At 44.0% G+C, this 25816-nt stretch carries 28 protein-coding genes and 2 pseudogenes; 29 read left to right on the top strand and 1 reads right to left on the bottom strand.

Annotation, left to right across the window (positions count from 1 at the left end; genetic code table 11):
- The first annotated feature begins 1320 nt into the window (after positions 1-1320).
- The 28 genes and pseudogenes from rpiB (at position 1321) to ORD22_RS08330 (ending at position 24902) form a co-directional block, all read left to right on the top strand.
- On the top strand, positions 1321-1761 hold the full coding sequence (gene rpiB / locus ORD22_RS08465) for a ribose 5-phosphate isomerase B (RefSeq protein WP_317645501.1): 441 nt from the start codon (positions 1321-1323) through the stop codon (positions 1759-1761).
- An 18-nt stretch (positions 1762-1779) separates the two neighbouring features.
- On the top strand, positions 1780-2325 hold the full coding sequence (locus ORD22_RS08460) for a TIGR01440 family protein (RefSeq protein WP_317645500.1): 546 nt from the start codon (positions 1780-1782) through the stop codon (positions 2323-2325).
- 57 nt (positions 2326-2382) lie between these two features.
- The gene (glyA, locus tag ORD22_RS08455; protein ID WP_317645499.1) at positions 2383-3636 is read left to right on the top strand and encodes a serine hydroxymethyltransferase; all 1254 of its coding nucleotides are present in this window, start codon (positions 2383-2385) and stop codon (positions 3634-3636) included.
- Between the two features lie 701 nt (positions 3637-4337).
- A complete protein-coding gene (gene upp, locus ORD22_RS08450; protein WP_317645498.1) occupies positions 4338-4967 on the top strand; it encodes a uracil phosphoribosyltransferase in 630 nt (209 codons plus the stop codon).
- Positions 4968-5003: 36 nt separating this feature from the next.
- A complete protein-coding gene (wecB, locus tag ORD22_RS08445; RefSeq protein ID WP_411567637.1) occupies positions 5004-6101 on the top strand; it encodes a non-hydrolyzing UDP-N-acetylglucosamine 2-epimerase in 1098 nt (365 codons plus the stop codon).
- A gap of 516 nt (positions 6102-6617) precedes the next feature.
- Positions 6618-6986: an ATP synthase subunit I gene (locus ORD22_RS08440; protein ID WP_317645504.1), complete on the top strand. Its 369-nt coding sequence runs from the start codon at positions 6618-6620 to the stop codon at positions 6984-6986.
- A gap of 95 nt (positions 6987-7081) precedes the next feature.
- Positions 7082-7715: pseudogene (gene atpB, locus ORD22_RS08435) on the top strand (F0F1 ATP synthase subunit A).
- A 69-nt stretch (positions 7716-7784) separates the two neighbouring features.
- A complete protein-coding gene (gene atpE, locus ORD22_RS08430; RefSeq protein WP_029053447.1) occupies positions 7785-7997 on the top strand; it encodes a F0F1 ATP synthase subunit C in 213 nt (70 codons plus the stop codon).
- Positions 7998-8146: 149 nt separating this feature from the next.
- Positions 8147-8698, top strand: coding sequence for a F0F1 ATP synthase subunit B (gene atpF / locus ORD22_RS08425; RefSeq protein WP_369824941.1), 552 nt, complete (start codon positions 8147-8149; stop codon positions 8696-8698).
- A complete protein-coding gene (locus ORD22_RS08420; RefSeq protein ID WP_317645496.1) occupies positions 8695-9231 on the top strand; it encodes a F0F1 ATP synthase subunit delta in 537 nt (178 codons plus the stop codon). The genes atpF and ORD22_RS08420 overlap by 4 nt, the downstream gene beginning before the upstream one ends.
- A gap of 24 nt (positions 9232-9255) precedes the next feature.
- The gene (gene atpA, locus ORD22_RS08415; protein ID WP_317645495.1) at positions 9256-10767 is read left to right on the top strand and encodes a F0F1 ATP synthase subunit alpha; all 1512 of its coding nucleotides are present in this window, start codon (positions 9256-9258) and stop codon (positions 10765-10767) included.
- A gap of 39 nt (positions 10768-10806) precedes the next feature.
- Positions 10807-11664 carry an ATP synthase F1 subunit gamma gene (gene atpG / locus ORD22_RS08410; RefSeq protein ID WP_317645494.1) on the top strand — a complete coding sequence of 286 codons (858 nt, stop codon included), beginning with the start codon at positions 10807-10809 and terminating at the stop codon, positions 11662-11664.
- A 35-nt stretch (positions 11665-11699) separates the two neighbouring features.
- A pseudogene (atpD, locus tag ORD22_RS08405) lies at positions 11700-13086 on the top strand (F0F1 ATP synthase subunit beta).
- Positions 13087-13110: 24 nt separating this feature from the next.
- A complete protein-coding gene (locus ORD22_RS08400; RefSeq protein ID WP_317645493.1) occupies positions 13111-13515 on the top strand; it encodes a F0F1 ATP synthase subunit epsilon in 405 nt (134 codons plus the stop codon).
- 71 nt (positions 13516-13586) lie between these two features.
- Positions 13587-13820, top strand: coding sequence for a DUF1146 family protein (locus ORD22_RS08395; protein ID WP_317645492.1), 234 nt, complete (start codon positions 13587-13589; stop codon positions 13818-13820).
- A 427-nt stretch (positions 13821-14247) separates the two neighbouring features.
- Entirely contained in the window at positions 14248-15543 is a 1296-nt protein-coding gene (gene murA / locus ORD22_RS08390; protein ID WP_317645490.1) for a UDP-N-acetylglucosamine 1-carboxyvinyltransferase, read from the top strand.
- A gap of 189 nt (positions 15544-15732) precedes the next feature.
- Positions 15733-16680, top strand: coding sequence for a stage II sporulation protein D (spoIID, locus tag ORD22_RS08385; RefSeq protein WP_317645489.1), 948 nt, complete (start codon positions 15733-15735; stop codon positions 16678-16680).
- A gap of 30 nt (positions 16681-16710) precedes the next feature.
- On the top strand, positions 16711-17367 hold the full coding sequence (locus ORD22_RS08380; RefSeq protein WP_317645487.1) for a peptidoglycan DD-metalloendopeptidase family protein: 657 nt from the start codon (positions 16711-16713) through the stop codon (positions 17365-17367).
- 112 nt (positions 17368-17479) lie between these two features.
- A complete protein-coding gene (locus tag ORD22_RS08375; RefSeq protein WP_317645503.1) occupies positions 17480-17752 on the top strand; it encodes a sporulation transcriptional regulator SpoIIID in 273 nt (90 codons plus the stop codon).
- A gap of 387 nt (positions 17753-18139) precedes the next feature.
- Positions 18140-19633 (top strand): glycerol kinase GlpK, encoded by a 1494-nt coding sequence (glpK, locus tag ORD22_RS08370; protein WP_317645486.1) that lies wholly within the window; start codon positions 18140-18142, stop codon positions 19631-19633.
- Positions 19634-19847: 214 nt separating this feature from the next.
- Positions 19848-20849: a rod shape-determining protein gene (gene mreB, locus ORD22_RS08365; RefSeq protein WP_317645485.1), complete on the top strand. Its 1002-nt coding sequence runs from the start codon at positions 19848-19850 to the stop codon at positions 20847-20849.
- A 99-nt stretch (positions 20850-20948) separates the two neighbouring features.
- Positions 20949-21773: a flagellar hook-basal body protein gene (locus ORD22_RS08360; RefSeq protein ID WP_317645484.1), complete on the top strand. Its 825-nt coding sequence runs from the start codon at positions 20949-20951 to the stop codon at positions 21771-21773.
- A gap of 43 nt (positions 21774-21816) precedes the next feature.
- A complete protein-coding gene (locus ORD22_RS08355) occupies positions 21817-22650 on the top strand; it encodes a flagellar hook-basal body protein (RefSeq protein WP_317645483.1) in 834 nt (277 codons plus the stop codon).
- A gap of 22 nt (positions 22651-22672) precedes the next feature.
- Positions 22673-23233 carry a DNA-directed RNA polymerase subunit beta gene (locus ORD22_RS08350; protein WP_317645482.1) on the top strand — a complete coding sequence of 187 codons (561 nt, stop codon included), beginning with the start codon at positions 22673-22675 and terminating at the stop codon, positions 23231-23233.
- A gap of 40 nt (positions 23234-23273) precedes the next feature.
- The gene (gene fabZ, locus ORD22_RS08345; protein WP_317645480.1) at positions 23274-23708 is read left to right on the top strand and encodes a 3-hydroxyacyl-ACP dehydratase FabZ; all 435 of its coding nucleotides are present in this window, start codon (positions 23274-23276) and stop codon (positions 23706-23708) included.
- Positions 23709-23794: 86 nt separating this feature from the next.
- Complete coding sequence (locus ORD22_RS08340; protein WP_317645479.1) at positions 23795-24187, top strand: hypothetical protein; 393 nt, start codon at positions 23795-23797, stop codon at positions 24185-24187.
- A 93-nt stretch (positions 24188-24280) separates the two neighbouring features.
- Entirely contained in the window at positions 24281-24637 is a 357-nt protein-coding gene (locus ORD22_RS08335; protein ID WP_317645478.1) for a hypothetical protein, read from the top strand.
- A 124-nt stretch (positions 24638-24761) separates the two neighbouring features.
- Positions 24762-24902 (top strand): hypothetical protein, encoded by a 141-nt coding sequence (locus ORD22_RS08330; protein WP_317645476.1) that lies wholly within the window; start codon positions 24762-24764, stop codon positions 24900-24902.
- A gap of 4 nt (positions 24903-24906) precedes the next feature.
- On the opposite strand, the gene ORD22_RS08325 is transcribed toward ORD22_RS08330, so the two are convergent.
- Positions 24907-25359 (bottom strand): YwpF family protein, encoded by a 453-nt coding sequence (locus tag ORD22_RS08325; protein WP_317645475.1) that lies wholly within the window; start codon positions 25357-25359, stop codon positions 24907-24909.
- 242 nt (positions 25360-25601) lie between these two features.
- Here ORD22_RS08325 and ORD22_RS08320 point away from each other — a divergent pair.
- The coding region (locus ORD22_RS08320) for a single-stranded DNA-binding protein (protein WP_317645502.1) at positions 25602-25816 on the top strand (215 nt) is incomplete at its 3' end.

The raw sequence follows: 25816 nt of genomic DNA, 5'->3' as shown, positions 1-25816 counted from the left end.
TCCCCCACGTGCCGAAGCGGTGATAGAAAGTCGACCTTTACTAACTTCAGTAACATAAAAAAGTCGAGCGACGACACATTACTAACTAGTAGTAAGTCCCAGACACATCAATACGCTCCTATATGTAGAATTGTAATTCGTCACTGGCCCCACTTCGGCGCTGGCGGATGGCTCCCGCAATGAGCCAGAAAGGAAGTGCGCCTCTCTGTCTCATCGCTCCGCCTGCCGCTTGTAAGGCGCCTTCGTTTTGTGAAGATAAATAAGTGGCATAGTACGTTGAAGTTAGTAAGAGATTCAGTTAGTTCAAGACACTTCAAAATGCTTCTGTATGTTGAGAAGAAATTCATCACTGTACTCACTTCGGCGCTGGCGGATGGCTCCCACAATAAGCCAGATAGGAAGAGCACCTATCTGTCTTATTGCTCCGCCTACCGCTTGTAAGGCTCCTTTGTTTGGTGAGGGGAAGTAAGCAGCATAGTACATTGAAGTTGAAAGGTTTAATTCGGTAAGTGCCAAAGCCCACTAAAACTACACTGTGCATACCAGCGAAGGCACAACTGCGGGGTCAGCCGAAGCAAAGAGACGACTAGCGTGAACTTCCGCTAGCCGGCTCTTTGTGGGAGGCAATCCCCCACGTGCCGAAGCGGTGATAGAAAGTCGACCTTTACTAACTTCAGTATCGAAAATAAGTCGAGCCACGATCCAACACAAAATGGGTTCACCCTGTACCAAAGCTTACAAATCTTCACTGTACTCATTAGCGAAGGCACAACTGCGGGGTCGGCCGAAGCCATGAGACAACTAGCGCGCCTTTCGCTTGTTGGCTCATGGCGGGAGGCAATCCCCCACGTGCCGAAGTGGTGATAGAAAGCCGACCTTCACAAACTTCAGTACCCTAAAAAAGTCGTGCTACGATCCAACACAAAATGTTTTACTTTTGTACCCAAGCCTACTAAAACTACACTGTACATACTAGCGTAGGCACAACTGCGGGGTCGGCCGAAGCCATGAGACAACTAGCGCGCCCTTCGCTTGTTGGCTCATGGTGGGAGGCAATCCCCCACGTGCCGAAGCGGTAATAGAAAGCTGACCTTTACGAACCCCAGTACCGTAAAATAAGTCGAGCAACGATCCAACCCAAACAAAAACTAATTAGAAAGACGGACAATAAATGATTGTAATCAAGTGAACATTCGTCTTTGTGACAAATATACATACTTTAAAAATCAAAATGTCGAAAACAAAGCAGTAAAACCGATGATTTTTTGAACGAATGGTGGTAGAATAGGCGATAAGTAAAAATAGAAATGAGGGCGCGCAGTGAAAGTTGCAATTTCTTCAGACCACGGAGGTAATAATCTCCGTAAAGAAATCACCAATCTATTGAAAGAACTGGACATAGAGTATGTGGACTATGGCCCGGACTCCGACGCCTCTGTCGACTATCCAGACTACGCTCTTCCAGTAGCTAACGATGTCGCAGCAGGAAAAGTAGACCGCGGCATTTTAATTTGTGGGACGGGCATCGGCATGTCGATTGCTGCCAACAAAGTAAAAGGAATCCGCTGTGCATTAGTACATGACGTATTCAGTGCAAAAGCAACACGTGAGCACAATGACTCCAACATCATCGCAATGGGTGAACGCGTCATTGGCGCAGGACTTGCACGTGAAATCATCAGCACATGGTTAGCAACTGAATTCGAAGGTGGCCGTCACGAGCGCCGTATTGATAAAATGATGGATTTAGAAAAGCAATAAAGAAAGTAGGGTGAACAAGTGGACGCTATAGCATTATGGAAACTGCAACTTGAACAAGCGTTGACCGAATTTGCGGAACAAGCACCACCTGTTGCAGAAACGATTTTTATCGTTGGCTGCTCCACTTCTGAAGTAGCGGGTGCGCGTATCGGAACGAATGGTGCACTTGAAATCGGTGAAGCTTTATTCGAACCACTTCGGGCGTTTGCAGATAAACATCACATCCACTTGGCGTTTCAAGGCTGCGAGCATATTAATCGCGCGGTAACGTTAGAGCGAAAGACAGCTCAGCAGTTTCAATTGGAGCCTGTGTCCGTTGTGCCGGTTTTTAAAGCGGGCGGCTCGATGTCTACGTGCGCCTATAAACAATTTGAAGATCCAGTCGTAGTTGAGACGGTTCAGGCAAGTGCTGGAATTGATATAGGTCAAACATTAATCGGCATGCAAATGAAGCCTGTCGTAGTACCTATACGGACATCTATTAAACAGGTTGGAGAAGCAATCATCACACTTGCAACGACACGCCCAAAATTGATTGGCGGAAGTCGTGCGCACTACGAATAATATGTGTACAATACAATAAAACATAAATATTAACAGAAAAAAAGGGGATATTATCTAATGGACTTAAGTAACGTAAAGCGCGATGATTCAGCTGTTTTCGAAGCGATTATGGCAGAAAAAGGTCGTCAAAACTCAAACATCGAACTAATCGCATCAGAAAACTTTGTTACAGAAGCAGTAATGCAAGCGCAAGGATCATACTTAACAAATAAATATGCTGAAGGTTATCCGGGCCGTCGTTACTACGGTGGTTGTGAGCACGTTGACGTAGTTGAGGATCTAGCACGCGATCGCGTAAAAGAATTATTTGGTGCAGCATATGCAAACGTCCAACCGCACTCAGGCGCACAAGCAAACATGGCAGTTTATTTCACAGCACTTGAGCCAGGTGATACAGTTCTTGGTATGAACTTATCCCACGGTGGTCATTTAACACACGGATCACCAGTAAACTTCTCTGGAATTCTATACAACTTTGTAGAGTACGGTGTATCTAAAGAAGAAGAAGTAATCGACTACGAAGATGTTCGTCAAAAAGCTTTAGAGCACAAGCCGAAAATGATCGTAGCGGGCGCAAGTGCATACCCACGTGAAATCGACTTCGCGAAATTCCGTGAAATTGCGGATGAAGTAGGAGCATACTTAATGGTAGATATGGCACACATCGCAGGCTTAGTTGCGGCAGGTGAGCACCCAAGCCCAGTACCTCATGCACACTTCATTACATCTACAACTCATAAGACGTTGCGCGGACCACGTGGCGGCTTGATTCTATTAAATGAAGAAACTGCTGAAGAGTTTGGCCGTAAAATCGACAAAACAGTATTCCCGGGAGTGCAAGGTGGACCATTGATGCACGTAATTGCTGCAAAAGCAGTAGCATTCAAAGAAGCATTGCAACCGGAATTCAAAGAATATGCGCAACAAGTGAAGAAAAATGCTAATGCATTAGCTGCGAAACTTAAAGAAGAAGGAATCGACGTTGTTTCTGGCGGAACTGACAACCATATCGTATTAGTAAAACTGAAATCACTAAACTTAACAGGCAAAGTAGCTGAGTATGTTCTAGATGAAATCGGAATCACTGTAAACAAAAACACAGTACCATTTGACGCAGAAGGACCATTCGTAACTTCTGGAATCCGTATCGGTACACCTGCTGTTACAACACGTGGATTCAAAGAAAAGGATATGGTAGAAGTTGGCCGTATCATCGCTGAGCTGTTGAAAAACCACGAAGACGAAACAGCAAAAGCAGAAGCACGCAAAGCAGTTACAGCTCTTACAGATCAACATCCTCTATACGCATAAAAACGTAGCACCTGACAAACTTGTCAGGTGCTATTTTTAATAGACTAAGTTACTGGGAAGGGGATAGGATACCGTTTCGCTGCGTTCCAGACGGACGCGTTCCGGAGGGCCCGCGGTGAGCCAAGCGAACAGCGAAGGGTTCGCTTTGCCGTATTTCTGCGGTCTTTGCAGAAATTTAGGCAACTGTGCTCCTAACGCTTTGCTTTTACTCGCAAAAGCCGTTCTTCGTGACGGCTTTCGCTGCGCTTCCCTGGCTGTCTCACCTGTCGGGCTGATCCACGCCGCCTTGCACTACGCTTCACTATTGTATTCTTCAAAAGATAGCGAGTAGGGTCATCAGCTGTTGACTTAGTGTTTGCACTTGAATTCAAATAAGTAAAGAACAGATACTAAGTCACTCACAAACTACAATGAAGTCTCAAATTACTTGTAGTCTTAGAGTAGGATTGAAGCGAAAGAAGGGGCGACTCCGAGAGGATCAGCGTGCGCCTTGAGACCCTGGACGTAGCGAAGCGAAGGAAGCGGCTCGAGCCACGCCCTCCGGAAAGCGTCCCCTTCTGTAGCGGAAATCCCGAATAACTCACTAAACATTCATAACTAGCAGTCACTTCTATTCAATTTTTTTGTATATACGCTACAGGGATGATTATCGTGTGATATCTGTTATAATGTACAAGATATTCCGAAAAGGAGCGATACCAATGGGAAAAGTACATGTATTTGATCATCCATTAATTCAACACAAACTGACGTTTATACGAAAGGCCGATACAGGAACGAAAGAATTTCGCGAGCTAGTGAACGAACTTGCGACACTTATGGCTTTCGAGATCACACGCGATCTTCCAACGCAGGAAATTACAATCCAAACACCGGTCTGCGAAGCTAAATCTCGTATTTTGGCAGGGAAAAAATTAGGGATTGTTCCGATCTTGCGCGCAGGAATCGGCATGGTAGACGGTATAATCGATTTAATCCCAGCGGCAAAAGTGGGACATGTTGGATTATTTCGCGACCCAGAAACTCTAAAACCCGTTGAATATTTTGTGAAGTTACCTTCAGACGTGTCAGAGCGTGACTTCATCGTAGTGGATCCGATGCTTGCGACAGGCGGGACAGCAGTCGAAGCGATCAATTCAATGAAAAAGCGTGGGGCAGTCAACATCAAATTTATGTGCCTAGTCGCTGCTCCTGAAGGCGTTAAAGTTCTGACAGAAGCACACCCGGACGTGGACGTATATATCGCAGCACTAGACGAAAAACTGGATGAACACGGCTATATCGTGCCTGGACTAGGTGACGCAGGTGACCGTTTATTCGGCACGAAATAATGGAGGGATCATTCATTGGCTAAGAAATGGAAAGTGATGACGATTTTCGGTACTAGACCGGAAGCTATAAAAATGGCGCCGCTCGTTCTTGAACTCGAAAAGCATCCGAATGAAATCGAGTCAATCGTCACAGTCACTGCCCAGCACCGCGAAATGCTTGATCAGGTGCTGGAAACGTTTAAAATTAAACCGGATTTTGATTTGAATATTATGAAAGACCGCCAAACATTGATCGACGTAGCAACACGCGGACTCGAAGGCTTGGATAAAATCATGAAAGAATCGCAACCGGACATCGTGCTTGTCCATGGCGATACAGCAACTACTTTCATTGGTAGTTTAGCGGCATTCTATAATCAAATCGCTGTCGGGCATGTCGAAGCAGGATTACGTACGTGGAATAAATACTCACCGTACCCTGAAGAGATGAACCGTCAGTTGACAGGTGTTATCGCGGATCTTCATTTTTCACCAACGGAAAAGTCAGCGCAAAACCTAATGAATGAAGGCAAGAACGCAGAACGTATCTTCATCACAGGAAATACAGCAATCGATGCGTTGAAGACAACAGTAGACCCAGAATACCATCATCCAATGTTTGATCAACTAGGGGACGACCGCTTGATCTTGTTAACAGCACACCGCCGCGAAAATCTGGGTGAACCGATGCGCAATATGTTCCGTGCGATCAACCGACTGCTCGATAAGTACGACGATATTCAAGTTATTTATCCGTTGCATATGAATCCAGCTGTACGTGAAGTGGCGGATGAATTGCTAGGTGACAACGACCGCGTGCACTTAATCGAACCACTCGAAGTACTCGATTTCCACAACTTCGCTGCACGTTCGCACATCATTCTTACAGACTCAGGCGGTATCCAAGAAGAAGCGCCTTCTCTTGGTAAACCAGTCATTGTCCTGCGTGACACGACCGAACGTCCTGAAGGAATCGAAGCGGGTACATTGCGTTTAGCAGGGACTGAAGAAGAAACGATCTTCAACCTAACCGATACCTTACTATCGGATGAGGTAGAATATGAAAAAATGTCCAAAGCCCACAATCCATACGGCGACGGTCACGCTTCTGAACGCATCGTCGAATCATTGTTAAAATACTTAAATTCCCTTTAATCTGGAGAAACAGCAAAGGATGTAATCATCTTCTGCTGTTTTTTTTAGTTCAATATTCTGTATTTTTATCATTTGTTTTTAAAGAACAAAACCTGAAAAAAACATAGTGGAAATTCAGTGGAAACAAATATGTCGAACCTTTGACAAAGAGAACACATTGTGAATTTAATCACTAGAATCAATTGACATAAAAAAACCTCTATTGTATGCTAGCAAAGGGTAAGATTGATTAGGAACTGATACATATCTATATAACAGAAATGATGTTTTCTAGGTTTCTAATCTTCACTCCATGAACGTCTGCTCACCACTTTATCAGCGCACCGCTAAGCAACGCTACCTGGTGAACAACAAGGCGCTTCACTTACAATTTCCAGATTCCTATGCAAGGGATCTATTTTGTTGAAACATGATGGAAACGATCAAGTCTCTGTTTTTTCGACAAACATCGAGAAATCTACTGAACACTTCACCACGACGCTGGAATCCAAATACGAAATAGGAGAATCACAAACAATGCAAAGTATGGCAGAAATTTTCAGTCGGCAAAAGAAGAGTTTCTATTTTTTGCTCGCATTGTTTGGACTCGGATGGTTTTTATTGGACTACCGGACAATCTTCGCTGGCCTCATCTTAGGTTCACTTTTCGGAATGTATAATTTTTGGATTTTAGTACGACGTATGGAACGGTTTGACCAGGCCATTACGGAGGAAAAACGTGCGAAGTCATTAGGGATGGGCTTGCGTTTTGCATCGGGTGTAGCGGCAACAGCTATTGCACTTGCTATGCCGGAAGAGTTTGATCTGATCAGCACGGTAATCGGGTTAATGATACCTTATCTACTGTTGTTTACTGGTCATCTACTGTTCCATTTAAAGCATTGACACTTTACTAGCAAGGGGAGGTGAACAAAAACGTGAATCATGAAAATCCACACTTTGATTTATTCGGCATCGGGTTTAACCCTTCGAATATTTTAATGTTGTTTGTGACGTGTCTAGTCGTCTTCTTGATTGCAGTTGCGTCCACTCGACGGCTTCAAATGAAACCTACGGGCATGCAAAACTTCATGGAGTGGGTAATGGACTTCGTCAAAGGAATCATTAAAAATAACATGGACTGGAAAACGGGCGGCCGCTTCCACGTACTCGGTATTACCTTAATCATGTTTGTCTTCGTGGCGAATATGCTCGGATTACCATTCGCAATCGTTTGGGATCATCAGCTTTGGTGGAAATCTCCAACAGCGGATCCAGTTATCACGTTAACCCTCGCTGCTACAGTTGTTGCGTTAACACACTTCTATGGTATCAAACAGCTCGGTATTGGTGGGTATTTCAAATCGTACTTCCAACCAATTCCATTCTTAGCTCCATTGAAAATCATTGAGGAATTTGCAAATACGTTGACACTCGGTCTTCGTCTTTACGGTAACATTTTCGCAGGTGAAATCTTAATCGGTTTGCTTGCAGCACTTGGTGCTTCCAGTATCTTCGGTTTAGCCGGAGCTGTAATTCCAGCACTTGCTTGGCTTCATCGGGGCGATCCAAGCGTTTATCTTTGTTATGTTAACGATGGTCTATATGGCTCACAAAGTCAGCACAGACCACTAAACATATAATTACCCTAGTTAATAGGGAACCAAAACTATAAAAAATATTAGGAGGAAATACACAATGGGTATGGGTTTATTAGCAGCAGCTATTGCAGTTGGTCTAGGTGCACTTGGTGCAGGTATCGGTAACGGTTTGATCGTTTCTAAGACAGTTGAAGGGATCGCTCGTCAACCAGAAGCACGTGGCGTTCTACAAACAACAATGTTCATCGGGGTTGCATTGGTTGAGGCACTTCCAATCATCGCAACTGTTATCGCGTTTATCGTAATGAACAAATAATTTTTTCAATATATGGCGAAGTACGTAGTTTGAGTCTTCGCCATTGCTTTATGTCAACAAACATATGATTGATCTGAATGAACATAGAATGCCAATTAAATTAGGCGTAAGAAACGAAAGAGTCATGAGCTCTTGAAGGGAGTGAAACAATCGTGTTGGATACCTTCGTCCTTTTATCAGCAGAAGCTGACGCAGGATTTTTAGCTAGTTTGAACCAACGACTCAATTTAGGTGACATTATCGTCACTGTCGTATTTTTCACGATTCTCATGGTACTTCTAAAGAAGTTCGCATGGGGTCCGTTAATGGGCGTGATGGATCAACGGGCGCAATTAATCGCTACGGAGATCGAGCAAGCCGAAAAAAGTCGTCAAGAATCTGCAAAGCTTCTTGAAGAACAACGTGCTCTATTGAAAGAAGCACGTGATAACGCACAATCTATCGTTGAACAGGCAAAGAAACAAGGTGAAACTCAACGTGAAGAGCTAGTTACGGCTGCACGCGCTGAAGTAAACCGTATGAAAGAATCTGCAACTCTCGAAATCGCTACAGAAAAAGAGAAAGCAGTTGCAGCAGTTCGCGAAGAATTCGTATCTCTTTCTATCTTGGCTGCGTCTAAAGTTCTTGGGAAAGAAATTTCCGAAGAAGATAACCGCGCATTGATCGAAGAAACGATTGTGAAGGCAGGCGAAGGGCGATGAGCCAATCGGTAATCGCAAAACGCTATGCCGTCGCATTGTTTGAGGCCGCACAGGAAAAGCAACAAACTCCTGCTGTGCAAGCAGATCTTAAAGAGTTGAAAAAGGTATTTGCTGGAGAAAAGGAATTCGGCGAGATGTTAATCTCACCTAAATTCTCTCCACAGCAGAAGAAAGAATTCATTGGACAATTTTTCAGTGAAGCAAATCAACTTGTATTGAATACACTTTATGTGTTGATCGATGCAGGTCGTATTGGAGAGACGGTCAATTTAATTAATGATTTCCAGGAACTCGCTAACGAAGCTTCTGGAATCGCTGAAGCGAAAGTCTACTCTACGCGTCCACTGAGTGAAGATGAAATCAATGCTATTTCTACTGCCTTTGCACACAAAGTCGGTAAACAATCATTGAACATCGAAAACATTATTGATCCAAGCCTACTCGGAGGCATTCGCCTTCAGATTGGCAACCAAATTATCGATAGCAGCATCAGCGCAAAGCTGGCGCGTCTTGAACGTCAATTAATCAATTAATTTGAATTAAGAGGGGTGACATACATGGGCATCAAAGCTGAGGAAATTAGCGGTCTGATCAAAGCACAGATCGAAAATTATCAGTCTGAAATGGAAGTAAGTGAAGTAGGTACTGTAATCCGTGTAGGTGACGGTATCGCACTTGCTCATGGCCTCGACAATGTCATGGCGGGGGAACTTCTTGAGTTCTCTACCGGCGTAATGGGTCTGGCACAGAACTTGGAAACGAACAACGTAGGTATCGTTATCCTAGGGCCATACACAGACATTAAAGAAGGCGATGAAGTTCGTCGTACAGGTCGTATTATGGAAGTACCAGTCGGAGAAGAATTGATCGGCCGTGTCGTCAATTCACTTGGACAACCAGTTGATGGATTAGGTCCAATTAACACAACAAAAACGCGTCCTATCGAAAGCCCTGCACAGGGTGTTATGGCACGTAAATCAGTTCATGAACCACTACAAACAGGTATCAAGGCGATTGACGCTCTTGTTCCAATCGGTCGTGGACAACGTGAATTAATCATCGGTGACCGTCAAACAGGTAAAACAACTGTTGCGATTGACGCGATCCTAAACCAAGCAGACCAAGACATGATCTGTATCTATGTTGCGATTGGTCAAAAAGAATCAACTGTTCGTGGAGTTGTTGAAACACTACGTAAGAATGGTGCTCTTGACTACACAATCGTTGTTACTGCATCTGCATCAAGCCCGTCTCCAATGCTATTCTTAGCACCGTATACAGGTATTTCGATGGCAGAAGAATTTATGTTCGAAGGCAAACACGTGCTAATCGTTTATGATGATCTATCTAAACAAGCAGCGGCTTACCGTGAACTTTCCTTGCTACTTCGTCGTCCTCCAGGTCGTGAAGCTTACCCAGGGGATGTCTTCTACTTACACAGCCGTCTACTTGAGCGTGCTGCAAAGTTGAACGACTCACTAGGAGCAGGTTCTATAACAGCATTGCCGTTCGTTGAGACACAAGCTGGAGATATCTCTGCTTATATTCCAACAAACGTAATTTCAATCACGGATGGACAAATCTTCCTTCAATCCGATCTATTCTTCTCAGGCGTACGTCCTGCAATCAACGCAGGTCTTTCCGTATCCCGTGTAGGTGGATCAGCGCAAATTAAAGCGATGAAGAAAGTTGCTGGTACACTTCGTTTGGACTTGGCAGCATTCCGTGAACTTGAAGCATTCTCACAATTCGGTTCGGATCTAGATCCAACAACAAGAGCTAAACTAGACCGCGGTCAACGCACAGTTGAAATCTTGAAGCAGGACTTGAACAAGCCGTTGAAAGTTGAGTACCAAGTAATCAGTCTATATGCACTGACACGCGGTTACCTTGACGATATTCCAGTAAAAGACGTATTGCGTTTTGAAAGTGAAATCACTAGCTGGTTAGAATCCAACCATACGGAAGTATATGATCACATTCGTACAACGAAAGATCTTCCGGCTGATGATGTATTGAGCGCAGCGTTCAACGAATTCAAGAAAAACTTCGTAACTTCCGAAGCTTAAACCTTGAATCGGACTTAAAATAAAGGTGGTGAATAGCCAGTGGCGTCCTTACGCGAGATAGAAAGCCGTATTGCTTCAACAAAAAAGACGAGTCAAATCACGAGAGCGATGCAAATGGTCTCTGCTTCCAAACTGAACCGTGCTGAAGTGAACGCAAAGAAATTCGTTCCTTACATGGATAAAATAGAAGAAGTAGTAGGTGCTATTGCATCCGTTACGAAAGATTCCGGGCACCCGCTTCTAACTGCACGTCCCGTTAAGAAAACTGCGTACATCGTAGTAACTTCTGACCGTGGATTGGTAGGTGGATACAACGCGCACATTTTCCGTGCCGTTACCCGCGCAATCGAACAACGCCACAAGTCAAAAGACGAAGTGGTCATTATCGCGATTGGTCGAAAAGGCTTTGAATTCTTCAGTCGTCTGGGATACCGGATTGAAGAAAGTCTGATCGGGCTTTCAGATCACCCTCGTTTTGAAGAAGTAAAAGATATCGCGAATCGGGCTGTTGGCATGTTCACAGAAGGCGTTTATGATGAAGTGTACTTGTACTACAACCACTTCATCTCCGCCATCTCCAACGAAGCAACTGAACGTAAATTGCTTCCACTCACAGATATTTCATCCGTATCTGCTACTTCATCTTATGAGTTCGAGCCTTCAGCTGAAGCGATTCTCGAAACACTTCTCCCGCAATATACGGAGAGTCTCATTTATGGAGCAGTACTGGATGGAAAAGCGAGCGAACATGCTTCCAGTATGACAGCGATGAAGACAGCGACAGACAATGCGTCTGATCTAATCGATTCGTTAACATTACAATTTAACCGTGCGCGTCAAGCAGCGATCACTCAAGAAATTACTGAAATCGTAGCCGGCGTAGCAGCACTCGAATAATTCATTTGATGGTAAGTAAGACAGGAGGGAAAAGCATGAGTAATGGACATATTCTTCAAGTTATGGGTCCAGTTGTTGACGTTAAATTTGAAAACGGTCAGCTTCCAGCGATATATAATGCATTGAAGGTTAACATCGATCGTTCCAATGGAGTAGTCGAAGTATTGACTCTAGAAGTAGCACTTCACCTTGGTGACGATGCAGTTCGTACGATTGCGATGTCCTCGACAGATGGTCTGAAACGTGGTACGCCAGTAGTAAATACAGGTGCACCGATTTCTGTTCCAGTCGGAGACGTTACACTCGGACGTGTATTTAACGTACTAGGTGAGGAAATTGACCTTGCTGAACCAGTTCCGGCTGATTCACAACGCGATCCAATTCACCGCTCTGCACCAACATTCGAAGACCTTTCCACAGAGGTAGAAATTCTTGAAACAGGAATTAAAGTAGTTGACTTGCTTGCACCATACATCAAGGGTGGTAAAATCGGACTCTTCGGTGGTGCGGGTGTAGGTAAAACTGTTCTAATTCAAGAATTGATCAACAACATCGCACAAGAACACGGTGGTATTTCCGTATTCGCTGGTGTTGGAGAGCGTACTCGTGAAGGAAACGACTTGTTCTTTGAAATGACAGATTCAGGCGTTATCAAGAAAACGGCAATGGTATTCGGTCAGATGAACGAGCCACCTGGTGCACGTATGCGCGTAGCACTTTCTGGTTTGACTATGGCTGAGCACTTCCGTGATGAGCAAGGACAAGACGTTCTATTGTTCATCGATAACATTTTCCGCTTTACACAAGCAGGTTCTGAAGTTTCTGCCCTACTGGGACGTATGCCTTCAGCGGTTGGTTACCAGCCGACATTGGCTACAGAAATGGGTCAGTTACTCAGTTACATCGATCCAAGCTATCTATGTACCAGCGGATGACTATACGGATCCAGCTCCGGCAACAACTTTCGCTCACTTAGATGCAACAACGAACTTGGAGCGTAAATTGTCAGAGATGGGTATTTACCCAGCTGTTGATCCACTAGCTTCTTCTTCACGTGCATTGAGTGCAGAAATCGTTGGCGCTGAGCATTATCGTGTAGCTCGTGAAGTACAAACAACTCTTCAGCGATACCGTGAATTACAAGATATCATTGCAATTCTAGGTATGGATGAGTTAGACGAAGATGACAAGCAGGTTGTTGACCGCGCGCGTCGTATCCAGTTCTTCTTATCACAAAACTTCCACGTTGCTGAACAGTTTACAGGACAAAAAGGTTCTTACGTTCCAGTTGCTGAAACGATCAAAGGCTTTGGAGAAATTTTAGAAGGTAAATATGACCACTTGCCGGAAGATGCATTCCGCTTGGTCGGACGTATCGAAGAAGTTATTGAAAAAGCAAAAGGCATGGGCGTAGAAGTCTAAGAAAAGGGACCAGGAGGGGAAAAAATGAGTAAAATCAAAGTGAATATCGTCACTCCCGACGGCCCTGTTTGTGAAATGGATGCGAACATGGTGATTGCAGTTACCGAAGCTGGTGAGATCGGGGTTCTTCCCGGTCACATCGCTATGGTAGCACCACTTCAAATTGGTGCACTTCGCCTTAAAACAGATGGTAAGACAGAAACTGTCGCAGTCCACGGAGGTTTCATTGAGGTCCGTCCCGAAGTGGTTACTGTGCTAGCGCAGAGTGCTGAAATGGCTGAGTCCATTGATATTGCTCGAGCAAAGAGAGCAGCGAAAAAAGCGGAAGAAGATCTGAAGAACCAATTAGATGATCTTAACCAACGCTTAGCTGAACTTGATTTGAAGCGTGCTATCAACCGTATACAAGTGTATGAGCAACGTATATAAATAGTAAGAAAAAGGGCGGACAGACTTTGTTTCTGTACGCCCTTTTTTTAATAAAGAAAGGGGTCTGATTGATGGATAGCATGCTTGGCAGTAATCCATTACTCGCAATTGTTTCACATATATTTTTCATCGGTATTAGTTTCTATGCATTACAAGCGATACTTCCGGAAGCCATTATACGAAAAAATCGTGTCTTTCAAACACAACTTTTGTTTATTTTGTTAAGTATTTCAATTGGTTCGACTGTATCAAAATTCTTTTTAGACATATCCTATTGGTCAGGAAGATGGTCTACATGGTTTTGATTTCCTTCAGCTGAAGCTCTGCATGAAAAAGTCAACGGCAAGTAGAACTCTGGCTGAAAGAAATCAAACCATTGATTTATCGTATAGTGCCAGTGAATGAACTTTCTATGTACACATTAAAAAATGTTTCAAAATAAGTGTACAGTGCAAGAAAATAGGGTAACAAATGTAATGTGGTTACTATTTTGTGTTATGTGCGAAGCACAATTTGTCGAAACGCCACATATACTGAATCACGTAAGAAATACCCCGTAATTGCGCCTGAAGTTACTTGTCTAGTAAAGCTTTACAAGGTACAATAGTATATGTTTTACATGTAAAGTAATTTATATGATCAAGAATTTAAAATGACACTGAAAATTTTTATTGATAATTTCTGATAATAGGCTGTGGGTAGAAGGATAAATTGGACTCGGAGGGGCTACTGGTGGATAAAATTATTATTAACGGCGGACGGACTTTACAAGGGAACGTACGTGTAGAAGGTGCGAAGAACGCGGTATTACCAATATTGGCTGCTGCTTTATTGGCATCTGAAGGGGTGAACGTCATTCGTGATGTTCCTAGTCTTTCGGATGTGCGGACAATCAATGAAGTGTTGAAAAGCTTGAATGCGAAAATAACGCATGACCCAGAAAGAAATGAAGTCATCGTTGACTCGCGGGGTAGATTAGCAGATGAGGCACAATTTGAATTTGTACGTAAAATGCGCGCATCCATCTTAGTAATGGGTCCGTTATTGGCGCGTAACGGATTTGCTCGTGTCGCATTACCCGGTGGCTGTGCAATCGGATCAAGACCAATCGACCAACATTTGAAAGGTTTCGAAGCAATGGGCGCAGAGATTACCTTTGGGCATGGACATGTTGAAGCGAAAGTGGACGGACGATTACAAGGTGCGAAAATTTATTTGGATTTCCCAAGTGTTGGAGCAACTGAAAACATCATGACGGCAGCTGCGTTGGCAGAAGGTACAACTATAATCGAAAACGCTGCAAAAGAGCCGGAAATCGTTGACCTGGCGAATTTCATCAATGAAATGGGCGGTAAAGTAGTAGGAGCAGGTACGGATAATATTCGTATTGAGGGTGTTCCTACACTTTATGCGACGACACACCACATTATACCAGACCGTATCGAAGCTGGGACATTCATGGTTGCAGCTGCTATTACACAAGGAGACATTGTCATCGAGAATGCAGTACCTGAACACTTGACTGCTTTGATCTCCAAAATGACTGAAATGGGTGTAGTCATCACAGAATTGGATGAAGGCGTCCGTGTGACGGCGAAGCATCCACTTAAAGCTGTTGACTTGAAAACTATGCCACACCCAGGATTCCCGACAGATATGCAGTCACAAATGATGGCGTTGATGTTGAAGGCTACAGGAATTGGCGTATTGACTGAAACAGTATTTGAAAATCGTTTCATGCACGTAGAAGAATTCCGCCGTATGAATGCTGACGTGAAAATCGAAGGACGTTCTGTTATTGTTTCAGGACCTTCTAAAATCCAAGGTGCTGAAGTCGCAGCAACTGATTTGCGTGCCGCTGCATCACTAATACTAGCAGGCCTCGTTGCAGAAGGCGTTACACGAGTTACTGAACTTATTCATCTAGATCGCGGCTATGTTGACTTCGATAAGAAGCTAAAAGCTCTTGGCGCAGATATCACACGCGTTTCGACAGAACAAGAAATCACAGAATCTCAGTTTGTATAATAACCATAGCAAAACCACGGACACTTCGGTGTTAGTGGTTTTTTTTGTATGTGTGGCTGAGTTCCGTGAACGCGTGATTGAGTTCCTGGAATACGGGGTTGAGTTCCCGAAGCGCGAGATCATACCCAATAAATAATCACAACAAATCCACATAGGAATACCATTCAAATAAAACGCATATAGTCCACTATGTACAAAAAACTACTCCTTTTATTCATCATTCTCTCGTTATTCTTTATTCCAATTCTTGCAAGACAAGCACCAGACGTAAAACTGGTAGACCAACGAAAGGAGAGCTATTGCGATATTATGATTACGGTCATTGGCGTGGACGAGCCAATACCGTTAGAAGAGTATGTAGTCGGTGTTGTTGCAGCGGAGATGCCGGCAACCTTTCATGAAGAAGCATTGAAGGCTCAGGTGATTGCTGCACGCACGTATGCGGCGCGTAATACAGATAAAGGAGCCAAGCCGATTGCGAAGGATGTATCCGCACAAGTTTATCGTACGGAAGCTGAACGCAAAGAGCGCTGGGGCAAATCGTATAAGGACAATGAGAAAAAAATTAGACTCGCAGCAGAAGCGACGAAAGGGGAAATCATCGTTTATGGAGAAGAAATAATATCTGCCATGTTCTTCTCTACATCTAACGGTAAAACAGAAGCTGCTCAAAACTTCAGTGGGAATCCAGTCGAGTATTTACAAAGTGTAGAAAGCCCTGGAGAAGAAGACGTGGCTCCGACAGTAGAACGCCAGCAGCAATTAACATTGACAGAATGGAATCGAAAATTAGGCTTGAATTGGGATGCCAGTCAATTTCGTGAACTTAAATTAGTAAGGAATCAGACAGGGCGTGTTCAAAAAATTGTCACGGGTCAATATGAAACGAGCGGACGACAAATTCGTGAAAAGCTTCATTTAGCTTCAACGGATTTCAACATTGCCTATGATGTGAACAATCAAATTGTCCATGTGACGACTGTCGGATACGGCCATGGAGTGGGGATGAGTCAGTATGGAGCTGAAGCATTTGCGCAGAAAGGCTGGGGTGCTGAACAAATCTTAACACATTATTATACAGGAACAAAAATACAAAAAATAAATTTACCTAAAGGGGAATGTTTAAAATCCTCCTAACTTGCTCAGAATGCAAGTGAGGTGATGAACATGAGAGAAGAAAAACCAAAGGCCCCTTCTCAGGAGAAGAAGAAAATGAAAAACGGCTGGTTCTGGCCTGCCATTTATACGAGCGTCGCGCTCCTATTCATCGGTATGGTTTGGGGATACTCCGCGCTGACAACGGAAGATGCTGCACCGTCAGAAGTCGCGAAGATCGATCAGCCTAAAGAAAATGCCACGGTAGAAACAAATGCAATAAAAGAAACGTTGAAGTATCCAATTCATGAAGATCAAGTAGAGCAAGTCGCTATTTTACAAGAATTTTATGATCCCGAAGCAGATGAGACGGTCCGTGAAAAGGCCTTGCTCGTATTTAAACAGTCTTATGTGACAAGCGAAGGTCTATCCCTTTCCATGGATGGAAAGCCGTTTGAAGTAGTTGCGGCTATGAGTGGGACGGTAGAGGAAGTCGTCGTGGATTCATTCAAAGGCACGGAGATTAAGCTGAAACACGCAGACGGTATGACGACTGTGTATGGTTCGTTAACGGGCGTACTCGTTAAAGAAGGCGATCAAGTGCAGCAAGGTCAAGTGCTTGCGACGACAACACAAAACGATTGGAATCCTGAAGCCGGTGTACACTTGCAATTTGAAGTACGTCAAGACGGCGTAGCAGTGAACCCGCATGATTACTTAGCATTCTAACATAGCACACACAAAGCCATTCCAGCGCCCCCGGAATGGCTTTTTCATATGTTCCCGAGTAACCGCATACAATAAAACACCAAAAGGAGTGAAAAAGAGAAAGGAAGAGGGCGTGCACGAGCAAATTAGAAGGCGTTGCGTACGTCTAGGAAAACTGTTAATAGAAACTAAACTGACAGTGCGCGCGTTAGCCAATGCGACCGGCTACTCAAAAAGCACGGTCCACAAAGATTTGACCGAGCGACTGCCGAATGTAGATCCTGGCCTTTCGCAACAAGTCGCTGAAATTCTCGCGTATCATAAATCGATCCGCCACTTGCGCGGAGGGGAAGCAACCCGGCAGAAATGGAAGAATGAAAGCCGAGCGCAAAAGGCAGATGTGTAGAGCTAGAAAAATACAAAATAGATACTTCAAACATACAGTTGTCTTTACGACTGCCGATACATGGCGAACTAATTCCAATACTTGTAATCTAATAAAGGTGTAGTACTATACTACGTAAGTTACTAGTTCTAAGTTACTGAGAGACCTCGAATTCAATTGCCTTCGTGCACTTGTTATTTCGAAGTCTCTTTTTTGTATTTCAATTAATAAAGAGGAAAATAACAGTACTTATCTTCAGGTGCGCCTTGTATTTCCGCGAAGCTTGTTCCCAGTGGATTGCGCAATACGCTGTACAGCTTCTGTCTATCGTACAAGGTGTCCCAAAGATCAGAATGAAGGTAGAATGTGTATAATGGTAAACAACACCCCCGACTGGAGGAATGGATAATGGCAGAAAAGTATATTTTGGCACTTGACCAAGGAACGACTAGTTCACGGGCTATTTTATTTGATTCGAAAGGTGAGATCTTCCACATTGCCCAACAGGAATTTACGCAGTATTTTCCGAAGTCAGGTTGGGTAGAACATAATGCAGATGAAATTTGGAGTTCCATTTTATCCGTCATTGCTGCGGTCTTATCAGAAAAAAACCTTACCGCAACACAAGTGGAAGCTATTGGCATTACGAACCAACGCGAAACGACCGTTGTCTGGAATAAACATACAGGAGATCCGGTGTATCGCGCAATCGTTTGGCAATCAAGGCAAACCGCAGATATTTGCGAAGAATTAAAGGAAAACGGTTACAATGAGCTATTCCGCAATAAAACAGGCTTACTCATCGACTCGTATTTTTCAGGAACGAAAGTGAAATGGATTTTGGATCATGTAGAAGGCGCGCGCGAACAGGCAGAAAATGGGGACTTGCTATTCGGCACAATCGACACGTGGATTATTTGGAAGTTGTCCGGCGGGAAAGCACATGTCACGGACTATTCCAATGCTTCTAGAACGTTGATGTACAATATCCACGAACTAAAGTGGGATGAAGAATTACTATCCATTTTGAATATCCCGGCTTCTATGCTTCCGAAAGTTTGTCAGTCCTCTGAAATCTATACGCATACCGATGCCAACCACTTCTTTGGCTATGAAGCACCGATTGCAGGAATTGCCGGAGATCAACAAGCAGCATTGTTCGGCCAAGCTTGTTTTGAAAGTGGCATGGTGAAGAATACTTATGGTACAGGGTGCTTTATGCTCATGAATACAGGAGAAAAAGCTGTCACTTCAGATAACGGCTTACTCACAACTATTGCTTGGGGTATCAATGGTAAAGTAGAGTACGCACTCGAAGGAAGCATATTCGTTGCTGGATCCGCCATTCAATGGCTACGTGATGGGTTACGTATGTTCCGTAACTCTTCTGAAAGTGAAAGTTATGCCAAACGTGTGAATTCAACAGAAGGTGTCTATGTCGTGCCAGCGTTCGTAGGTCTCGGTACACCTTACTGGGATAGTGATGTGAAAGGTGCAGTATTCGGCCTCACGCGTGGAACAACGAAAGAACATTTCGTGCGGGCGACACTTGAATCACTTGCCTATCAAACGAAAGATGTACTCGACGCCATGGAAGCCGATTCCGGAATCGCGCTGAAAACCTTGCGTGTGGATGGCGGGGCTGTATCGAATAATTTCATTATGCAATTCCAATCAGACATACTGAACGTACCTGTCGAGCGCTCTATGATCAATGAAACAACTGCACTCGGCGCAGCCTATTTAGCAGGACTTGCCGTCGGTTTCTGGAGAGATTGTGAGGAAATCTCGACTCACTGGCGCTTAGATCGTACTTTCCAACCTGACATGGATGAAGTGACACGCGAAGAACTTTATAAAGGTTGGCAAAAAGCAATCGTGGCTACTACCGCCTTTAAATAACCATCAGCTGCAAGCGAATGATGTTGCTTGCAGCTGATGGTTTTCTTGTTGTTCATTTGGATTATAAATTACAAAGCATCCTAATTTATCAAACGTCGACAAGATCCTACAACTCTGATAATAAGCCGGTCGAATCATGCCATTTAAAGTAGAAATATGGTAGAATGAACAGCTAGAGAGAGTATACGGACAGGACGGATGGGAGAGGGTCACGATGTTTTCGAAAGATATTGGAATTGATTTAGGTACAGCTAATTTACTAATATATGTAAAGGGAAAAGGAATCATCGTTAATGAACCCGCAGTCGTCGCTATTGATAAGAATACGAAAAAAAACATAGCTTTCGGACAGGAAGCATACGAAATGATAGGACGAACTCCAGAAAATATAGAAGTACTGTATCCTATGCAAGATGGTTTCATAGCGGATTTTGAACTGACGCGTGCTATGCTTAGCCACTTTCTCGATCTAGTGCTAGGCAAGAGTCTCTTATCTAGACTTCGAATAGTAATTTGCTGTCCTGCACATACGACGCGTGTTGAACAGAATGTGATACGACAAGTAGTTGAACTTTCAGGCGGTAAGCAGATTCATATAGAAGTCGAGCCGAAAGTTGCGGCGATTGGTGCAGGTATAGATAGTTCTCAACCATTAGGCCATATGATGATCGATATTGGAGCAGGTACAACAGATGCGACGGTGCTTTCGATGGGCGATATCGTGTCATTTGAATCTATCCGTACCGCAGGCAAAGAGTTTGACCGACAAATTATCCAACACATTAAAAAGCACCATCATATGTATATCGGGGAACGAACGGCCGAACAAGTGAAGAAAGAAATTGGGCTGGCACTTCCAAGTGATGGAAAACCTAGCTCCATGCAGATTCATGGTCGCGATCTAGGGACGGGATTTCCTAAGACGTTAACCGTCACTGCGGAGGAAGTGAATAAAGCACTACATACCCCCATTCGTAAAATTGTGCACACAGCTAAAGCTGCGCTAGAAAAAACACCACCTGAGCTTGTTACGGATATTATGGATCACGGAATTATTCTGATAGGTGGCGGTGCATTACTTCCGGGCATTGATACGCTGCTTGCAAAAGAATTAAATGCTCCTGTTTTTATCGCGGAAAATCCATTAACATGTTTAGCGATTGGAGCGGGCATTTTATTAGAAACGACGGGGAAAACACCGATACGCACACGATGACCTGACATGCAAGTGAAAAGTAGTGTATAATAAAAAGATCCATTCATTTTAGCTACTATGGAATGAATATTTGTACGGAATCAAAAGGAGTGAATTGAAATGTTTCGTGGTTTTTATACAGTAGGATCGGGCATGATCGCACAGCAACGTAGGACGGAGATGCTCTCTAACAATATAGCGAACGCCAGCACACCTGGCTATAAGGCAGAGCAATCATCTATTCGCGCGTTTCCTGAAATGCTCATGTCTCGTTTAGATGCAACGCGTGTGCCGACGGAAAAAGGATTACACTTCAAAGGACTTACTCCGGTAGGCGAACTATCTACAGGTGTTTACATGCAAGAAACACTGCCTCAATTCGCCCAAGGTCAATTACGGGAAACTGAATTGAAGACAGACATAGCATTAATTGACGGACCAATGGACGTTAACGAAGAGACCGGCATTGTAGGCACTGTGTTCTTTACGCTAGCAGGTGAAAATGGCGATCAATACTACACGCGAAACGGAAATTTCAACGTAAATGCTGAAGGATTTTTAACGAATCCATCGGGTTTATTTGTTTTAGACACAGCAGGTAATCGTATCGAACTTCCGAATGACGATATTCGAATTACACAAGAGGGAGTCGTGTTTTCAGGGGACAGACAAGTTGCCACGCTAGGCATTGCTTACTCCGATGAACCGGACACACTTCTCAAACGAGATAACGGTCTGTTCAATACAGCAGACGGACTAGCACTTCCCGCGGGTGGTCGATACTCCATGCAACAAGGGTATCTTGAAGATTCCAACGTAGATGCGGCGCGTGCGATGACAGACATGCTGGCAGCGTACCGAGCCTTTGAAGCGAATCAGAAAGTTCTTCAAGCCTACGATCGAAGCATGGAAAAAGCGGTCAATGAAGTAGGGCGAGTCAATTGATGAGTACATATAGAGACGCACGTCAAGAAAGGAGTTACCTTTTATGATTCGTACGATGACTACAGCTGTTAACACGATGAATCAACTACAGCATCGTTTAGATTTAATCGGCAATAATTTATCCAATGTCGCAACTCACGGCTATAAAGCGACCGATGCAAAATTCCAAGAACTGCTCTATCAGCAGATGAACAATGACAAAGCAGATCAAGCGCCACGTCGTTCAGAAGATGGGATTCGCATAGGGGTAGGTGCGCGAATCGGCAGTCTGCAAATGAACTGGAAAGTTGGAGCTGTCCAGGTGACAGGTCGTCCACTCGACTTTGCATTGACAGCACCGAAACAATATTTTAATGTAATCCGGCCGACTGACGGGGGCGAGGAAATTATCTATTCCCGTAAAGGAAATTTCTATGTCTCCCCAACAGCGAACGGTCAAAATATGTTAGTCAATGATGAAGGGTTACCTGTGGCGGATAGTGCAGGTCGTCCAATCGTCCTTGCTGGCGATGCAACGAATTACCACGTCCAACCGAACGGCGTACTTGAAGTTACACACCCCGGGGGAACTCAAAGGATTGAGTTAGGTATCACAGTGTTAGAAAAGCCTGACTCCATGGTTCAGTTGTCTGCTACAAACTTCGGACTACCTGAAGATATGGCGGCACTTGGAATTGCAGCAAATGATTTATTAACTGAAATGACAGGCGTAGGCCGCAGTGAAATCGGCTTACAAAACCAGGCACTCGAAACGTCCAACGTTCATTATGAAAAAGAAATGACGGATCTAATTGCAACGCAAAGGGCTTACCAATTCAATGCACGTTCCGTAACATTAGCCGATCAAATGCTTGGTTTAATTAACGGCATCCGCTAAGCGTGCACTAGGAGTACTGACTATGACAGACGAAAATCGTAAAAATGAAGAAAAATTAATAGCAACGCCAAACGAAGCACTTCCAGACGCTTCCGAGCCCATAGTAGAGGCTGAAAAAGAGATGCCAGCTACTATAGGAGCTTCTAACACGGATGAACGCTCAGTAGCGGTAGAAGAAGTGTCTGAAGAAAATACGCCTGAAACACCAGAACCTGTAGAAATTACAGCGACGGATTCACAAGAAGTTGCCGACACTACTAATGAACCGATCGAAGAAAGCGATTCACCGATAGAGGGAACGAATGCGACTGAAACAGCTGAACCGCAAGAATCTGTTGTAGCGGGCAAAAAAACGAGACGTTGGCGAAAAGAGAAAGTTGAAAAAACAGCCAGCGAAGTGAAATGGGTCCAAGTTCGCCTAATTCCTATCTGGTTACGCCTGCTCATCCTACTCGTTCTCATGGCCTCGGCCGCTGCACTAGGAGCAGTCATTGGTTTCAGCGTCATTGGAGACGGCTCAGCAGGTGACGTTTTCCAGAAAGAAACGTGGCAACATATATTTGATATTATGAATGGTAAGTAATTATAGTAAAAACATAGTTGAATGAAGGAGACCAATTTATATGTTAAACGCACAACAAATTCAAAAAATTATTCCACACCGTTATCCTTTCTTATTAGTCGATCGGATCGAAGAATTAGAAGAAGGTAAACGAGCAGTTGGATTGAAAAATGTTACAATCAATGAAGAATTTTTCAATGGTCACTTCCCGGGCTATCCGGTTATGCCAGGCGTACTCATCGTCGAAGCATTGGCACAAGTTGGCGCAGTCGCTTTATTGAAACAAGAAGAAAACAAAGGTCGTTTAGCATTTTTCGCAGGCATCGATAACTGCCGTTTCAAGCGTCAAGTTACACCTGGCGACACGCTTCGTCTAGAAGTGGAAATCGTTCGCTGGCGTGGATCCATTGGTAAAGGAAAAGCAATCGCAACCGTTGCCGGTGAAGTTGCTTGTGAAACTGAAATCACATTTGCGCTTGGCCCCGTTCAAGAATGATAAAATTATATTGCAATACATTTAAAAATTGATATAATAGACATTGCAATGTCGTGTTCGGCATACAGTGGGAGGTTACAAAGAGCATGCTTAAAAAGCTTTCTCCGAATATTAAAAGTAGTATTACTCGCTCAATTTCACAATCGTTTGAACAATATATGAACGAAATCGGTTGGTCTGTAGAGCAATACAATATAGAACAATTTTATGCGAATTGGCGGGAATACATTACGACTAAAGCACTGTGGTACAATAAAATTCCTGAAGACGTCTTAAATGCATCACAATTCCACAAAGACTTAGCTCAACGGGTAGAGGAAGTGCTTGTTCGTATCCTCAATGACCCACCGACAGAAGAGCAGATTGCGCAAATCGAAATACTTCAAGAAAAGCTCAATACCCATTATGAATATGGCTGTAAAGCGGAAGCTGTATACGTCCAAAACGTATTAGAAGCAAAAGCGAACCAGTTAAAATAATGATATGAATAGTTCCTTCCTTTTCGCACAAGCTAACAAAGATCGTACGGTTCTGTATGATTGACAGCTTGAAAAAAAGGAGGGAATTTTTTTATGATCAGAAAAGCATTACCCGTAGTCTTCGCATCCGCACTCGTTCTAACCGCATGTAATACAAACAATGGCGCTCTTCCAAATAATAACGAAACGCCTATGCAAGAAATGGAACGAGACTTGACGCCTAACGAACGTGTAGGACCGAATCTAGATGGCTTAGACGATAATAGGCGTGACAATGGCGGCGTGATGGATGGTAAAGGCATCATCGAGGAAAACAATCGTGACGGTCTCCTTGACAATGGCTTAAATAATCGTGGCGCACGCGACGACAATACTATGCAAGGAGAAATGAACGGCAACGAAACAACGCCAGATGGTGTTCTCCGCAACGAAGATCGTAAAACCCGATAATTCATCAGCTGTCAAAAACGACCCCTGCGCCTCGCGCAAGGGTCGTTTTTGTTTCCTGTAACACATGCGCGGGTGTATAGTATTTAGCGCTCATAGAACGACTCTACGCGCTCTTAGAATGCGTTTGTCGCTCATAGAACCTGGTGGCGCGCTCATAGCCCCCGTCCCCGCGCTCATAAAATCTAGTCTCGCGCTCATAGCCCCCGTCCCCGCGCTCATAGCAAACCCATCCCCAAACAATAAAAAAAGCCATCACATCAAGTGATAGCTTACATCTTCATTTTCTCATCAGGAGTAAAATCACGCTTCAACTTCGGTCGATCCCACATACCTGTCTCAAAGCGCTCCAGCAACTCATCGCCCTCTAAGCCTTCATCCAGCAGCTCTGCTAGTAAATGCTCTGCATACTTAGAACGCGCGCGCTTCAAACGCCCTTTCATTAAGACGGAAATCCGGTCACCGATCTGTCGCCAATCTTCCACGGAAACTAAGAATAAAGCGGGTTCATTGCCTGGGTAGGAAATAACGACACGTGCCGTCAGAACCGCATTCGCAGCCTTCCACTTCTCCATAATATCCTTATGTTTGGCATCGATAAAAAGCTCTAACACCCAGAGTCTGTGGCTGTTTTCCTGATTGATAATAATCCCGTCATATAGAGGAAATGGCAAGACACCGTCATCCTGCATCACTTCCACCGAAAGCATCTTAAACGTTTTCAATCCAATCACCTCGGTATAATTTACACAAGTATATCATAAAAAATGCAAAACACCTGAAAATTCAAAAACGCCATTCCCGCAAATTGCTCAAAACATCGTCACTACGCGAAAAGTCAAAAAATCCTTCGAATGAAAATTGAAAAACGACCCCGAAAACGGCCTCAAAATTCAATTTTTCCATTTTGCATGAAAATTACTTCTGTCATACGATAGTGTCAATCCAATGAAGGGAGGGACAACTAGTGAACCAAGTGGCTTTAGTAGGGCGCATTACCAAAGATCTTACGCTCAAAGAACATTCATCAGGACGTGTTAACACCACATTCGTCCTGGCGATCAACCGTAGCTTCAAAAATGCAAATGGTGAAGCTGTTACTGATTTTGTCTTATGCTCCGTCTGGGGAAGAATCGCCGAAAATTTGGTGCGCCATTGCGGCAAGGGATCGCTTGTAGGAGT

The sequence above is a fragment of the Sporosarcina sp. GW1-11 genome (assembly GCF_033088395.1).
Classification (GTDB): domain Bacteria; phylum Bacillota; class Bacilli; order Bacillales_A; family Planococcaceae; genus Sporosarcina.
The sequence above is the reverse complement of the archived record's forward strand: the minus strand, read 5'-3'. Positions and strand labels throughout refer to the sequence as shown.

Coding starts and splice junctions, on each gene's coding strand:
- ORD22_RS08335 (WP_317645478.1), top strand. CDS start 24,281: ATGATCAGAAAAGCATTACCCGTAGTCTTCGCATCCGCACTCGTTCTA.
- atpA (WP_317645495.1), top strand. CDS start 9,256: ATGGGCATCAAAGCTGAGGAAATTAGCGGTCTGATCAAAGCACAGATC.
- upp (WP_317645498.1), top strand. CDS start 4,338: ATGGGAAAAGTACATGTATTTGATCATCCATTAATTCAACACAAACTG.
- ORD22_RS08395 (WP_317645492.1), top strand. CDS start 13,587: ATGGATAGCATGCTTGGCAGTAATCCATTACTCGCAATTGTTTCACAT.
- mreB (WP_317645485.1), top strand. CDS start 19,848: ATGTTTTCGAAAGATATTGGAATTGATTTAGGTACAGCTAATTTACTA.
- glyA (WP_317645499.1), top strand. CDS start 2,383: ATGGACTTAAGTAACGTAAAGCGCGATGATTCAGCTGTTTTCGAAGCG.
- ORD22_RS08380 (WP_317645487.1), top strand. CDS start 16,711: ATGAGAGAAGAAAAACCAAAGGCCCCTTCTCAGGAGAAGAAGAAAATG.
- ORD22_RS08350 (WP_317645482.1), top strand. CDS start 22,673: ATGACAGACGAAAATCGTAAAAATGAAGAAAAATTAATAGCAACGCCA.
- ORD22_RS08360 (WP_317645484.1), top strand. CDS start 20,949: ATGTTTCGTGGTTTTTATACAGTAGGATCGGGCATGATCGCACAGCAA.
- fabZ (WP_317645480.1), top strand. CDS start 23,274: ATGTTAAACGCACAACAAATTCAAAAAATTATTCCACACCGTTATCCT.
- wecB (WP_411567637.1), top strand. CDS start 5,004: ATGACGATTTTCGGTACTAGACCGGAAGCTATAAAAATGGCGCCGCTC.
- ORD22_RS08340 (WP_317645479.1), top strand. CDS start 23,795: ATGCTTAAAAAGCTTTCTCCGAATATTAAAAGTAGTATTACTCGCTCA.
- spoIID (WP_317645489.1), top strand. CDS start 15,733: ATGTACAAAAAACTACTCCTTTTATTCATCATTCTCTCGTTATTCTTT.
- glpK (WP_317645486.1), top strand. CDS start 18,140: ATGGCAGAAAAGTATATTTTGGCACTTGACCAAGGAACGACTAGTTCA.
- atpE (WP_029053447.1), top strand. CDS start 7,785: ATGGGTTTATTAGCAGCAGCTATTGCAGTTGGTCTAGGTGCACTTGGT.
- ORD22_RS08420 (WP_317645496.1), top strand. CDS start 8,695: ATGAGCCAATCGGTAATCGCAAAACGCTATGCCGTCGCATTGTTTGAG.
- ORD22_RS08440 (WP_317645504.1), top strand. CDS start 6,618: ATGCAAAGTATGGCAGAAATTTTCAGTCGGCAAAAGAAGAGTTTCTAT.
- ORD22_RS08355 (WP_317645483.1), top strand. CDS start 21,817: ATGATTCGTACGATGACTACAGCTGTTAACACGATGAATCAACTACAG.
- ORD22_RS08400 (WP_317645493.1), top strand. CDS start 13,111: ATGAGTAAAATCAAAGTGAATATCGTCACTCCCGACGGCCCTGTTTGT.